The 14,035-nt window shown below is 73.3% G+C and carries 7 protein-coding genes; 3 read left to right on the forward strand and 4 right to left on the reverse strand.

From position 1 onward, the window contains the following. The first annotated feature begins 7 nt into the window (after window positions 1-7). Window positions 8-517 carry a hypothetical protein gene (locus tag ACIQGV_RS00765; RefSeq protein WP_402488495.1) on the forward strand — a complete coding sequence of 170 codons (510 nt, stop codon included), beginning with the start codon at window positions 8-10 and terminating at the stop codon, window positions 515-517. A gap of 50 nt (window positions 518-567) precedes the next feature. Beyond that, window positions 568-2,226: a peptidoglycan recognition protein gene (locus ACIQGV_RS00770; RefSeq protein WP_402488497.1), complete on the forward strand. Its 1,659-nt coding sequence runs from the start codon at window positions 568-570 to the stop codon at window positions 2,224-2,226. 84 nt (window positions 2,227-2,310) lie between these two features. Here ACIQGV_RS00770 and ACIQGV_RS00775 read toward each other — a convergent pair whose 3' ends face one another. From ACIQGV_RS00775 to ACIQGV_RS00790, 4 genes are all read right to left on the reverse strand, one after another. Continuing rightward, a complete protein-coding gene (locus ACIQGV_RS00775; protein ID WP_402488499.1) occupies window positions 2,311-5,034 on the reverse strand; it encodes a LuxR C-terminal-related transcriptional regulator in 2,724 nt (907 codons plus the stop codon). A 228-nt stretch (window positions 5,035-5,262) separates the two neighbouring features. Then, window positions 5,263-6,240 (reverse strand): NAD-dependent epimerase/dehydratase family protein, encoded by a 978-nt coding sequence (locus ACIQGV_RS00780; protein ID WP_402488502.1) that lies wholly within the window; start codon window positions 6,238-6,240, stop codon window positions 5,263-5,265. Window positions 6,241-6,268: 28 nt separating this feature from the next. Next, on the reverse strand, window positions 6,269-7,570 hold the full coding sequence (locus ACIQGV_RS00785; RefSeq protein WP_402488505.1) for a nucleotide sugar dehydrogenase: 1,302 nt from the start codon (window positions 7,568-7,570) through the stop codon (window positions 6,269-6,271). A 151-nt stretch (window positions 7,571-7,721) separates the two neighbouring features. After that, a complete protein-coding gene (locus ACIQGV_RS00790; RefSeq protein ID WP_402488507.1) occupies window positions 7,722-8,402 on the reverse strand; it encodes a PIG-L deacetylase family protein in 681 nt (226 codons plus the stop codon). 541 nt (window positions 8,403-8,943) lie between these two features. Here ACIQGV_RS00790 and ACIQGV_RS00795 point away from each other — a divergent pair. Next, window positions 8,944-14,035 (forward strand): type I polyketide synthase (locus tag ACIQGV_RS00795; RefSeq protein ID WP_402488509.1); only part of this gene is annotated, 5,092 nt, incomplete at its 3' end.

Here is a 14,035-nt window from a genome sequence, read left to right on the forward strand (position 1 = left end):
AAATTCAATGGGTGCCGACACCCCGAAGGCCGGGAATCCGGCGGGATCCGGGGAATCCGGTGCGCGGTCCGTCCGTCCCGATCGCGCGGGGCTGGTCACGGCCGCCGTGGCGCTCGCCGCGTGCGGCGGTCTCGTGCTGTTCGGAGTGCTCTCGCCGGGCGACGGAGAGCGGAAGGATCCGAAGCGTCAGGTGCCCACCGCGTCCGTCACCTACGAGGTGACCGGCACCGGCACCGCCGACATCACCTACCAGGCGCGCAGCGAGTCGGGCCGGGCCACCGTCGTGAAGGCGGCCGCCCTGCCCTGGCGCAGGACCGTGCCGGTGCCGCTCGGCCGCAGTCCCGTCGTCAGCATCGTGCTCGGCGAGCAGGGCGGGCAGGCCCGCTGTACCGTCGCCGTCCGGGGCCGGCATCTGCAGAGCGCCACCGCCAGCGGCGGCTACGGGCGTGCCACCTGCACGGGCACGCTGCCGGGCGCCGCCGGTGCCGGGGCTCCGGCCGGGGCCGCCGCGGGGTGATCCCTCCCGCGCACCACAGCAAGCGACACCGAACCAAGACAGGGAGGGCCATGAGCCCCGCACCATCCCGCGCACGCCGCGGTCTCGTCCGCTCGCGCACCACCTGGCTGGCCGTCGCGGCCGCCGCGCTCGGCGGGGCCGGACTGGCGACGGTCGCGACGGCGGCGGGGCCCGGCTCCGGTTCCGGCGCCGACACGGCCCGGTCGGCGAGCGCCCGGAGCATGGCGTTCGGCGGGACCGGCACGGCCCGGCGGACCGTGCCGCGCACCCGGACCGAGTCGTTCTCCCTGCTCGGCGTCTCCTGGGCCGACCACACCCGGCGGTTCGACGGCACCGCGCAGATACGCACCCGCAGTTCCGAGACCGGCCTGTGGTCCGCGTGGCGCGACCTCGACTTCGACGTGCTGCCGCCGGAGACCGACGAGGCGGCCCCGGCCGACACCCGCGGTGCCTCGGAGCCGCTGTGGACCGGCCCCTCCGACGCGGTCGAGGCGCGTGTCGTCGCCGACGGCGAGCAGACCGCCGTGCCCGAGGGGCTGCGGCTGGACCTCGTCGACCCGGGTACGACGCCCAAGGGCAGGGGCAGGGCCGGCGTCACCGGTTCCGCCAGGAAGGCGTCCACGGCGACGGCCGCCCCGACGGAGACGCCGTCCGGCACGACGGAGCCTTCGGTGTCCACGGAGCCGACCGCCTCGGCCGAGCCGACGGGCATCACGGAGCCGACGGGCACCACGGAGCCGACCGGTACCTTGGAGTCGACGGCGACCGCCGAGCCGACCGGGACCACGGAGCCGACCGCCTCGGCCGAGCCGACGGGCACCACGGAGCCGACCGGTACGTCGGAGCCGACGGGCACCACGGAGCCGACCGGGACCACGGAGCCGACGGCGACCGCGGAGCCGACCGCCTCGGCCGAGCCGACGGGCACCACGGAGCCGACGGGCACCACGGAGCCGACCGGTACGTCGGAGCCGACGGCCTCGTCCGAGCCGACCGGGACCACGGAGCCGACGGCGACCGCGGAGCCGACCGGGACCACGGAGCCGACCGCCTCGGCCGAGCCGACCGGGACCGCCGCGCCCACCGCCCCGGCGGAGCCCGCCGCGCCCGCGATCGTCAGCCGGGCCGGCTGGGGTGCCGACGAGTCGCTCGTCAAGGACCCCGCGGAGTACCTCAACAAGGTGGAGGCGTTCTTCGTCCACCACACGGCGGGCACCAACGACTACACCTGCGCCGACTCGGCCGCGATCATCCGCGCGATCTTCGTCTACCACGTACGGACGAACGGCTGGAACGACGTCGGCTACAACTTCTTCGTCGACAAGTGCGGCACGGTCTTCGAGGGCCGCGCCGGCGGTGTCGACAAGCGGGTCCGCGGCGCCCACACCTACGGCTTCAACGGCGTCTCCTCCAGCATCTCCCTGCTCGGCGACTACGAGAACGGCGGCACCCCGACGCCCGCCGCCCTGCAGGCCGTCGCCGACGTCGCCGCCTGGAAGCTGGGCCTGGACGGCGTGGACCCGCAGGCGCGGGTGACGCTCACCGCGGCCGGGGACACCGGCGTCTACAAGGCCGGTGAACGCGCCACCCTGGACACGGTCTCCGGGCACCGCGACGGCTACGCCACGCTCTGCCCCGGCCAGAAGCTCTACGACGAACTGCCCGCCGTCCGCGGCCTGGCCGCGGCCTCCCCGTACGCGGCCGGGTGACCTGCACCGCCCGGTCGTCCGTCGGCCCCGCTCCGCCTTGCGGCGGAGCGGGGCCGACGTGCAGGGCGGCGCGGCCCGCCCGGGTCAGCCGGGATGGCGCAGCCGGAGCTCGTCGGCGAGGGCCTGGCGGCCCCGGATGCCGAGCTTGCGGTAGGCCCGTGTCAGATGCTGCTCGACCGTGCTGACGGTGACGAACAGCCGGCTGCTGATCTCCCGGTTGGTGTAGCCGCGCACGGCGAGCTGGGCGACGCGCAGCTCGGCCTCGCTCAGCACCGCGGGGTGGGCCGGGCGCGGCTCGTCCTGTCCGCTCTTGTGGGCCTCGTCGTCCGGCCGGTAGGTGATGTCGATCCGCTTCAGCGGGGCGGCGACGGGCCGGGCGGGGAGAGCGGCCTGCCGCGGCAGCCGGGCCCGCGGGTCACGGACGGCTCCCGCGGCCGGCCCCTGCCGCTGCTCCTGGAGCCGGGCGATGCTGCGCAGGGTCCGGCTCACCTCCAGCCGGTTCCCGGCGTCCTCGAAGACCTTCGCCGCCCGGCCCAGCAGCCGGTGGTCGTCGCTGGGCGAGCTGGTGTAGGCGAGGACGCGCAGCGCGAGGCCGCACGCGTAGGGGTCGGACTCCATCGAGAGCTTGATCTGCTGCTTGGCCAGCTCGCGCGCGGTCTCGGTGTTGCCGAGCTGGAGATGGGCCTCGGCCAGGTCGCTGCGCCACGGGATGGGGGCCAGGACGCTGTCGTCCCAGTCGCGCAGCAGCTGTTCGCAGCGCTGGAAGTCGCTCACCGCGGCGAGCGGGCGGCGGGTCGCCAGGTGGAAGTGGCCGCGGGCGCGCAGGTACCGCAGTCCGACCATGGTGTCGAACATCGCGTCCGGCACCGGGATGCGCAGGGTGCGGGCGGCCTCGTTGAAGTTGCCCGCGGATATATCCGCGTAGACCAGAATGGCGAGCGGGTCGCCGATCGAGATGCCCCAGCCCTGTTCGCCGAGCAGCTCCAGTGCCGCGCGGGCACGTTCGGCCGCCTCGGTGATCTCGTCGCGCTGGAGCAGGATGCAGGCGCGCAGTGCCTCCAGCACGGCCTGCCAGGTCACGGCGCCCTGACGGCGGGCCTCCCGGTCCAGACGGACGCACCACTGCTCGGCGGCGCCGCCGCGGCCGCCCACCGTCAGCGCGGTGACGGCCGTGGCGAGGGCCTCCAGCGAGGTGTTGCTCAGACCGCAGTTCTGCAGGATGCGTTCCGCGCTGGCCAGGGTGGCCTCGCTGCCGGCGCCGCCCCAGGCGTGCTTGAGGGCGTCGGTGATCTCCGCCCAGGGGGTGGAGCGCGGCCGGACCGCGGGCTCGTCCTCGTCCCGCCGTCCGGTCGTGGGGCCGAAGTACCAGGTGTGGGCGAGGCCCAGTTCGGCCTCGGTGCGCGGGTCGACGGGTTCCGCGGAGCCGGTGACGATGCGGTGGGCCTGGTCGAACAGGGCGCGGTCACCGTGCCAGAGGGCGTGCCGCATCAGGGCGAAGCAGCCGTCGTGGTCGAGGGTGCCGGTGTCGGCGGCCGCGCGCAGCGCCGGGATGTGCGCGGCGGCGCGGGCGGGGTTGACCCGCCAGGTGCTCCAGACGAGGGACTGGTGTATCACCCGTTCCTCGTCCGGGTCGGCGGCCGCCGTGAGGGCGAGGCCGAGGACCTGCCGGGCGAAGGCGCCGTCGTTGGCGCTCAGCGCCTGGTCGGCGGCCTGCCGCAGCACCGGCACCGCCCAGGGCGCGGGGCGTGTGTCGGCGGCCACGAGATGGCGGGCCACCTCGGTGGCGGGGGAGCCGGCCCGGTGCTTCATCCGGGCCGCCGCCTCGTGCAGCCGGGTACGCCGGGCCGGGGCGAGGGAGTCGAGCACCGCCGTCCTGGCCAGGGGGTGGCGGAAGTCGCCGTCGGAGAGCAGCCCGCAGCGCTCCAGGGCGTCGAGCAGCCGGACGACGCCCTGGGGGTGGACATCGGTGAGGTCCGCCAGGTGTTCGGGCACACCGGGACCGTCGAGCACGGCCAGCGCGGCCGCGACTTCCAGAGGTTCGGTGTCGGGCCGGTCCAGCAGGGCGCGCACGGCGCGCACGTAGGCGGCGCCGACGGTGGCCTGGCCGGTGTGCTCGGCCGTGCGGTGGTCCTCGATCAGCGCGCGCACCAGCATCGGGTTGCCGGCGCCGAGTTCGTGGATGCGGGCGGCGGCCCCGTCGTCGGCGTCGCCGTCGAGGGCCTCCTTGAGCAGGGACTCCACACCGCACTCGGAGAGCGGTGTCAGATGCACCGAGTAGTAGCGGAGCTGGCGGGCGAAGTTGGCGCTGAGCCGGGTGAAGGGGCTTTGTCGCCAGTCCGGTTGATTGAGCACTATGAGCAGATTCGTGGAGCGAATTCGGCGGTGAAGCTGGAGAAGCAGTCTGAGCGATGTCTCGTCGACGAAGTGAAGATCGTCGATGCCGATCACGAGGGACTTTTCCCGGGCCAGGCCGAGGAGGGTGTCGCAGACGTCCCGTAAGTATTGCGGATCGGCTCGGTCGTCGCCTGTGCGAATGCCTAAAGGATGTGGCGAGTTGGCCACTAACTGATCAATGGCCGAGGCTCCGATGCCCTGCTCATCGGGGGCTCCGGTGGCGCTCAGGGTGAGGCAGCCCAGTTCCTCGGCATGATCGAACAGGTCGTTCTGGAGATGGCTCTTTCCGCTTGCGATTCCGCCACTGACCATGACCAGGCGGCCGTTTCCCCGCCTGCTCCAGTCGAGTTGATCGCGCAGAAAACCGCGGGCGGCGTCCGGAGACATCTGGAACTCGTTGCCGGCAGTCGCCATAGACAGTCTATCCCCCCGTAAATAGACTCACCTGTGAGCAGAGTTGTTCCCAGTTGAATGTATCAGACCATAAGGTGACATCAGGCGAGCGAAGAATGAATCGGTAATGATTTCCGGGTCCGTGCGGGGGGTTGGTCCCGGGTTATTGATCATCCCTTCCGTGGGTGCGGGAGCGACAGCCGCCAGCCTGCCGGGCGAGGGCTGGTCATTTCTACCCCACACACACCCCTACTCCTGAGCCGGGTGGCCCTCGCGCTGCTCGGCGACGACCGCCTCGACGATGTCGTCGAGGGTGCGTGTGGGCTTGAACCCCACCTGGGCGAGGGCTTTGTCGCAGTTCGGCACCCGGCGCTGCATGTCCTCGAAGCCGGGTCCGTACGCCTGCTCGTAGGGAATCCTCACCACGCTGCTGGAGGAGCCGGTGGCCGCGACGACCTTGGCGGCCAGGTCCTCCATGCTGATCTGCTCCGAGCTGCCGAGGTTGTAGACCGTGCCGTGCGCGCTCTCGTCCTCCAGCAGCGCGACCAGCGCGGGCACCACGTCCAGGACATGGCAGAAGCAGCGGATCTGCCGGCCGTCCCCGAACAGTGTCAGCGGCTCCCCGGCCAGCGCCTGCGCGACGAAGCGGGGGATGACCATCCCGTAACGGCCGCTCTGGCGCGGTCCCACCGTGTTGAACAGCCGCACGATCACGGTCCGTACGCCGTACTCGACGCCGTACAGATACGCCATCGTCTCGTCCAGGGCCTTCGCCTCGGCGTACGACCAGCGGTTCTTCAGCGGGGAGCCGACGATCCGGTCGGCCTCCTCGGTCAGGCCCTCGGTGGTGTTCTTGCCGTACACCTCGCTGGTCGAGGCGACCAGCACGGGCACGTCGTGGCGGCGGGCGGCCTCCAGGACGTTCTCCGTGCCGCCGAGGTTGGTGCGCAGGCTCTCCAGGGTCCTGCCCATGATGGTGAACACGCCCACCGCGGCGGCCAGATGGTAGATGCGGTCCACCCCGGCCATACAGCTCTCCAGCGCCTCGGTGTCGCACACCGAGCCGCGCACGAACCGCACCCGCGGGTCGCCCAGGAGCTTGGCCAGATTGCCGGTGCTGCCGGTGCTGACGTCGTCGAGGAGGACCACCTCGTGCCCGAGGCCGAGGAGGTGTTCGGTGAGGTGCGAGCCGATGAAGCCCGCGCCCCCGGTGATCAGGCAGCGCACGAACGATCCTTTCGCAGTCGGGGGCGGTTCACGCCGAGGAACCGGCACCCGCGGGGACGAAGCGGTAGGTCGCGTCCAGCACCAGCGGGCAGTCCGCGATCCAGGAGTAGTCGTGGCCCGGCTGCACCGTGTGGATCAGCACCAGGTCCCAGTCGTGCTCGGCAGGCTCCACGATGCTGTCCATGCTGACCCCGCCCGGCAGGGTCAGCCGGGTCACCAGCGGGTCGTAGTACTCGACCTTCGCACCGCGCCGGGTGAGACCGTCCATGATCTCCAGCGCCGACGACGACCGTACGTCGAGCACCCCGGGCTTGTACGAGACCCCGACCACCAGCACGCTGGACCCGGCGAAGCCCTTGCCCGCGTCGGACAGCACACCGAGCATCCGGTCCACCATCGCCAGCGGCCGCTCGGCGATCGCCGTCATCGCCTGGCTGACCAGCGGCGCGGCCGTACGGGTCGCCCGCAGCTGCCACAGCAGATAGTGCGGGTCGCACGGGATGCAGTGGCCGCCCACGCCCGGCCCGGGATGGAAGGGCATGAAGCCGTACGGCTTGGTGGCCGCCGCCTCGATGACCTCCATCGGGTCCAGCGAGAAACCCGCGCAGATGTCCGCGAACTCGTTGGCCAGCGCGATGTTGACGGCCCGGAAGGTGTTCTCGTACAGCTTGGTCATCTCGGCGACCTCCGGGGACCCCACCTGATGGGTCACCCTGGACAGCAGACCGATCACCCGGGCCGCTCTCTCGGCGCACTCCCCGGTCACCCCGCCCACCACCCGGGGGGTGTCGCGCTGGGTGTGGGTCACGTTGCCGGGGTCGATCCGCTCCGGGCTGGACGCCACGAACAGATCGGTGCCGACGGTGAAACCCCGGTCCATCAGCGGCTCGACCAGCATCCGCGTGGTGGTCCCGACGAAGCTGGTCGACGTCAGGACGAGCGTCTGGCCCGCCCGCGCGTACCGCACGACCTCGTCGCAGGCGCCCTGGAGCACCCCGAGATCGGGCAGCAGATGACGGTCGACGGGCGTCGGCACGCACACGATGACCACGTCCGCCTCGCCCATCCGGGCCGCCTCGGTGGTCAGTTCGAAACCGTCCTGCTCCAGCGACCGCGCGAGCTGCCGGTGATCGGACTCGATCAGATCGACGGTCCGGGCCTCGATGGCCCGCAGCCGGCCGGCGTCGCGGTCGATCCCCACGACCCGTACGCCGGCCGCGTGCAGCCCCAGCGCCGTCGGCAGTCCCACGTAACCCATGCCGACGATCGCGACGGAGCCGAGCCCGCTCGGGACGGGCAGGGCCTTCTCGGTGGTAAGGGAATGCGGCATAGTCCACTCGACCTCGTGTGATGTGGCCTCGGCTGTTCCGGCCGGAAAGGATCGGGAAAGGATCGGGGAAGGGGTCAGGAAAAGGGGTCAGGGAAAAGATCGGGAGAAAGGCCGGGGGAGGGGCGGCCCGGCGCGGCCGCCCCGCCGGCCCCTAGAGCACGGACCGCAGCAGTTCGAACGCCTCGGCGTACTCCCTGCACACCTGCGAACCGCGGTACTCGGCGAGCGCGCGGACCCCTCGCTCACTGCGGGAGCTGGGCCAGCTCTCCACCTCGCTGCCGTAGGCCCGCAGCGCCTCCAGCTTGCGCTCCAGATGCGAGGCGTCCAGCGGCTGCCAGCAGTTGGGCCGGAACGCCGGCATGCCCGACGCCTCACCGCAGTCGGTCGCCGAACGCACCTCGAAACAGCGCACCTCGCGGACGCTGCCCCGTCCGGGCCGCCCGGCCACCCGGGCCGCCCGGCTGACGATCTGGTGATCCAGACTCAGATCGCTCACGCTCGTGGTGAAGACCGTGTCCGGCTCGAACTCCCGTACCTCACGCTCGAAGACCCGGTTGAGCTCCAGCTGTCCCACGGTGTCCAGCCGGTTGTCACCGTAGCTGTGGATGCGGACCCGCTCGATCCCGAGGATCTTCGCCGCCGCCTCGATCGCGGAGGAGCGCGGTGTGGCACCCAGACCGTTCTCGGAGCGGGAGCCGTCGTCGTCGGTGAGGACGCACAGGCTGATCCGCACGCCGTCGTCCGCCAGCTTCGCGATCGTGCCGCCGGCGCCGAGGGTCTCGTCGTCACCATGGGCGACGGCGATCAGCAACCTCCGCATTGTTCTGTGCATCGGTTTCCTTCTCGTGTGTGCAGCCGATGGGCCGCCCAGGACCACGAAGGGCCTGAATCGAATGATTCCGCTGATTCCCCACGGCCGCGGCCGGTGAATGAAACTCTCAGTGGGCGCAGCACGTCGTCAACCCCTAGCCGAATCACCGGATACGGTCTGCGGACGCCTCCGGCGAAAAGCCGGCGCGAACAACAGAAGTGCAGTTACGGCGTCGTTTTCGGGGGATAGGAGCGTGTCACCGCGACCGGCTCCCCGGTAACCCCTAAAGTCCCGGCACCGACCCTTCGCAGGCCGCCGACCGGCGGATCGGCCGTTGCCGCCGGAAGCGCCGGGTGCCCCCGGACTGAGGGGTGGCACGGGCCCGGCTAGGGGTACGGGCCGGGCGGCACCGCTCGTAAAGTGTCGCCATTGGAGCCGCCCCGGGGTTCGCCGGAATTCACGCAATCGGGCCCGGGCGACGGGAGTTTCTGTTCCGTCCCGGAATATCGGCGGGCGCCGTGAGCCGGCCCGCTACGGTCGACGACGTAGGGGTTACCTGAGCATGTCTGAATCGCGACTGGTCGACGCATTGCGCGCGTCGTTGAAAGAGGCCGATCGGCTCCGTGAGCAGAACAAGCGGCTCAGCGAGGCGAACAGCGAACCGATAGCCGTCATCGCCATGTCCTGCCGTTTCCCCGGCGGCGTGCGGACGCCCGAGGACCTGTGGCAGGTCCTCGCCGAGGGCAGGGACGTGATCAGCCCGTTCCCCACCGACCGCGGCTGGGACCTCGAACGGCTCTACGACCCGACCGGCGAGCGCCCCGGCTCCACCTATGTCCGCGAGGGCGGATTCCTCCACGACGCCGCCGACTTCGACGCCGACTTCTTCGGCATCGCCCCCCGCGACGCGCTCCTGATGGACCCCCAGCAGCGGCTGCTCCTGGAGACGTCCTGGGAAGCCTTCGAACGCGCGGGCATCCCGCCCCGCTCCGCCAAGGGCACCCCCGTCGGGGTGTTCACCGGCGTGATGTACCACAACTACCCCGGCAGCTACGGCTCCTCCGCCCCGATGTCCGGCCGGCTCTCCTACACCCTCGGCCTCGAAGGCCCCTCGGTGACGGTGGACACCGCCTGCTCCTCCTCGCTGGTCACCGTGCATCTCGCGGCGCAGGCGCTGCGGGCCGGTGAATGCACCCTGGCACTGGCCGGCGGTGCCACCGTGATGTCCAGCCCCCGCACCTTCGTCGAGTTCAGCCTCGACGGCAACCTCTCCCGCGACGGGCGCTGCCGCCCCTTCGCCGAGTCCGCCGACGGCACCTCCTGGTCCGAGGGCGCCGGCATGCTGCTGCTGGAGAAGCTCTCCGACGCCCGCCGCAACGGCCACCGGGTGCTGGCCGTCGTCCGCGGCTCCGCCGTCAACCAGGACGGTGCCACCAACGGCATCGCCGCCCCCAGCGGCCCCGCCCAGCAGCGCGTCATCCGGCGGGCCCTGGCCGCCGCCCGCCTCACCCCCGACCAGATCGACGTCGTCGAGGCGCACGGCTCCTCCACCGAACTCGGCGACCCCATCGAGGCCGACGCGCTGCTCGCCACGTACGGCAGGGAGCGTCCCGCCGACCGGCCGCAGTGGCTGGGCTCGGTGAAGTCCAACCTCGGACACACCCAGGGCGCGGCCGGGGTCGCCGGCATCATCAAAATGGTGCTGTCGATGCGGCACGGCGTGCTGCCGAAGACCCTCCACGTGGACAGCCCCAGCCGGCACGTCGACTGGTCGCAGGGCGCGATCTCCCTGCTGACCGAGAGCGTCGACTGGACCACCCACGACGGCGCCCCGCGCCGCGCGGGCGTCTCCTCCTTCGGCCTCAGCGGCACCAACGCCCACCTCATCCTCGAAGAGGCCCCCGCCCCGGAGGCCGCCCCCGCGGACACCGCCGCCACCGAGGCCCCCGCCCCCGCGGACACCGCTGCCACCGAGGCCCCCGGCCCCGGTGCCGGGGCCGCCCCCGTGCCCGTCGGCCGGATCCCCTGGGTGCTCTCCGGACGCGACGAGGACAGCCTGCGCCGGCAGGCCGCCCGGCTGCTGGAGCACCTCGCCGTGCACCCCGGGGCCGACCCGCTCGGCATCGGCCGCGCCCTGGCCACCACCCGCTCCCACCTGGAGTACCGGGCCGCGCTCACCGGGGCCGGCCCCGACGAGCTGCGCGCCGCGCTGACCGGCCTCGCCGAGGGCAGGCCCGCCGGCGTCGAACAGGGCGTCGTTCGCGGCGAGACCGCCTCGACCGCCTTCCTCTTCCCCGGCGGCGGTGCCCAGCGCGTCGGCATGGGCCGCGAACTGTCCGCCGCCCACCCCGTGTTCGCCGCCGCCCTCGACGAGGTGTGCGCCGAACTGGACAAGCACCTCGACCGGCCGCTGCGCCCCCTCATCGACGACGACGCCGAGGCACTCGACCGGGTCGGTCACGCCCAGGTGGCCCTCTTCGCCGTGGAGGTGGCGCTGTTCCGGCTGATGGAGTCGCTCGGCGTCCGCCCCGACCTGCTGGCCGGACACTCCACCGGCGAACTCGCCGTCGCCCACGTCAGCGGCATCCTCTCCCTCGCCGACGCCGCCGAACTCGTCGCCGCACGGGGCCGGCTGATGCAGGCGCTGCCCGACGGCGGCGCCATGGTCGCCGTCAACGCCACCGAGGAGACCGTACGGCCGCTGCTGACCGACGGCGTCGGCATCGCGGCGGTCAACAGCCCCGACTCCGTGGTGGTCTCCGGCGACGCCGAACAGGTCGCCGCCGTGCAGCGCATCTGCGCCGACCAGGGCCGGCGCACCAAGGTGCTGCGGGTCAGCCACGCCGCCCACTCGCCGCTGATGCGGCCCATGGTGGAGGAGTTCCGGGCCGTCGCCGAGCGGATGGACTTCCGGCCCGCCCGGATCGCCGTCGTGTCCACCGTCACCGGCCGCCTGGCCGAGGACGAGGACCTGCGCACCCCCGACTACTGGGTGCGCCATCTGCTCCAGACGGTCCGCTTCCGTGACGCGGTCGACTCCCTGCGCGCCGAGGGCGCCAACCGTTTCGTCGAACTCGGCCCCGACAACGTCCTCGCCGGCATGGCCCAGAGCTGCCTCACCGACGCCCGCGACAACCCCGCCGTGGTGCCCCTGCTGCGCTCCGGCCGCCCCGAGGACACGTCCTTCACCACAGCCCTCGCACAGCTGCACGTGCGCGGCGTCGAACCCGACTGGACGGCGTACTTCGCCGCCCGCGGCGCCGGCACGGCGGACCTGCCCACCTACGCCTTCCACGGCACCCGGTACTGGCTCCAGGCCCGCACCGAGGGCGACGCCGCCTCGCTCGGCGTCGACCCCGCCTCCCACCCGCTGCTCGGCGCCACCACGGTGCTCGCCGGCACCGACGGCGTGGTGCTCACCGGCCGGCTGTCCACCGCCACCCACCCCTGGCTCTCCGACCATGCCGTCGGCGGTACGGTCCTGCTGCCCGGGACCGCCTTCGTCGACCTGGCGATGCACGCCGGCGAGCAGACCGGCACCCCCCTCCTGCGCGAACTGTCCCTGCACGCCCCCCTGGTGCTGCCGCCCCGGGGCGCGGTCCGCGTCCAGCTGACCGTCGGCGCCGCCGACGGCGACGGCCTGCGCGGCGTCGACGTCCACTCGCGCCCCGAGGACGAGTCCGGGCAGCTGCCGTGGACCCACCACGCCACCGGGCGGCTCGCCGCCGCGGGCGCCGGACACCCCGTGGCACCGCTCGGCGACTGGCCGCCCGCCGGTGCCGAGGCCGTCGACCTCGACGGCATGTACGACGAACTGGCCGAGCACGGCTCGCAGTACGGGCCGCTGTTCCGGGGCCTGAGGGCCGGCTGGCGCCGGGACGGCGAGGTGTACGCCGAGGTCGCCCTGCCCGACAACGCGCAGGCCACCGCCGAGGACTACGCACTGCACCCGGCCGTGTCCGACGCGGCCCTGCACGCCATCGGCCTGCTGGACACGGACACCGGCTCCGAGGACGGCACCGTCACCCTGCCCTACGCCTTCTCCGACGTGGAGCTGCACGCCACCGGCGCCGCCGCCGTCCGGGTCCGCGTCCGCCCCGCCGGGGAGCGCACCGACTCCGGCCGGACCGTCGCCCTGGACCTGTACGACGTGACGGGACAGCCCGTCGCCACGATCGGCGCGCTGATGCTGCGGCCCGTCGCCGGGGAGCAGCTCGCCGCGGCCGGCCGCACCGGCTCCGGCATCGCGGGCAGCGCACTGTTCGGCATCGAATGGGTCCCCGCCGCCCTGCCGTCCGCGCCCGCCGGTGTGCACGTCGCCGACCTCGACGGCCTCGACGGCCAGGACAAGGCCGCCCCCGCGCCGGACGCCGTCCTGCTGCGGCTGACCGGCGGTACGGACGCCGACGCCGCCCGTGCCGCGACCCGGCACGCCCTGGACGCCGTGCACACCTGGCTGGCCGAGTCCCGCTTCCCCGGCGCCCGTCTCGTGGTGGTCACCGAGCGCGCGGCCGGACTGCCCGGCGAGGACGTCACCGACCTCGGCGCCGCCGCCGTGCACGGACTGGTGCGCACCGCGCAGACCGAGGAGCCCGGCAGGTTCCTCCTCGTCGACACCGACGCGCCGCAGGACGTCCCCGCACTGCTGCCCGGCCTGCTGGCGCTGGGCGAGCCGTCCGTCGCCGTGCGTGCGGGCACCGTCCGCGTCCCGCGCCTGGCCCGCGCCCCGCTCGACGGCGCGGCCGGCGCGCCCGCCTGGGACACCGGCGGCACCGTCCTGATCACCGGCGGTACCGGAGCGCTCGGCCGGCTGGTGGCCCGCCACCTCGCCGAGACCCACGGCGTACGACGGCTGCTGCTGGTCAGCCGCAGCGGCCCCGAGGCGCCCGGCGCACAAGAACTCGTGGACGAGCTGGCCGCGCTCGGAGCCGAGGCCGAGATCGTCGCCTGCGACCTCGCCGACCGCGCCGCCGCCGAGGACCTGCTGGCCGGACGCCCGGTCGGTGCCGTGGTGCACTCCGCCGGAGTCCTGGACGACGGCATGCTGGCCTCCCTCACCCCCGAACGCCTCGACGCCGTGCTGCGGCCCAAGGCCGACGCCGCCTGGCACCTGCACGACCTCACCCGCGACCGCGACCTGACCGCGTTCGTGCTGTTCTCCTCCGCGGCGGGCGTGCTCGGCGCCCCCGGCCAGGCCAACTACGCGGCCGCCAACGCCTTCCTCGACGCCCTCGCCCGGCACCGGCACGCCCTCGGCCTGCCCGCCAAGTCCCTCGCGTGGGGACAGTGGGCCCAGGACACCGGCATGGCGGGCGTCCTCGCCGACCCGGACCGGCAGAGCCCTGCCCGCACCGGACTGCCCGCCCTCACCGAGACCGAGGGACTGGCCCTGCTGGACGCCGCCGTCACCACGGCCGACCCGGTGCAGGTGCCGCTCAAGCTGGACATCCCCGAGCTGCGCCGCTCACCCGCGGGCACCGCCGAACTGCTGCGCGGCCTCGTCGGCACCGCCCGCCGCGCCGCGAGCGCGCCCCGCACCCGCACGGCGGCCGACCCCCGCCTCGCCGGCTATCTGCGGATGGCGGAGCCCGAACGCCGCGCCGCCCTGCTCGACCTGGTCCTCGGGCACGTCGCCGACGTCCTCGGGCACGGTT

This window comes from Streptomyces sp. NPDC093094, from assembly GCF_044754345.1.
Lineage (GTDB): Bacteria > Actinomycetota > Actinomycetes > Streptomycetales > Streptomycetaceae > Streptomyces.

Bases quoted from the DNA above. Each gene is read 5' to 3' on its own strand.
- ACIQGV_RS00765 (WP_402488495.1), top strand. From the start codon at position 8: ATGGGTGCCGACACCCCGAAGGCCGGGAATCCGGCGGGATCCGGGGAA.
- ACIQGV_RS00770 (WP_402488497.1), top strand. From the start codon at position 568: ATGAGCCCCGCACCATCCCGCGCACGCCGCGGTCTCGTCCGCTCGCGC.
- ACIQGV_RS00775 (WP_402488499.1), bottom strand. From the start codon at position 5,034: ATGGCGACTGCCGGCAACGAGTTCCAGATGTCTCCGGACGCCGCCCGC.
- ACIQGV_RS00785 (WP_402488505.1), bottom strand. From the start codon at position 7,570: ATGCCGCATTCCCTTACCACCGAGAAGGCCCTGCCCGTCCCGAGCGGG.
- ACIQGV_RS00790 (WP_402488507.1), bottom strand. From the start codon at position 8,402: ATGCACAGAACAATGCGGAGGTTGCTGATCGCCGTCGCCCATGGTGAC.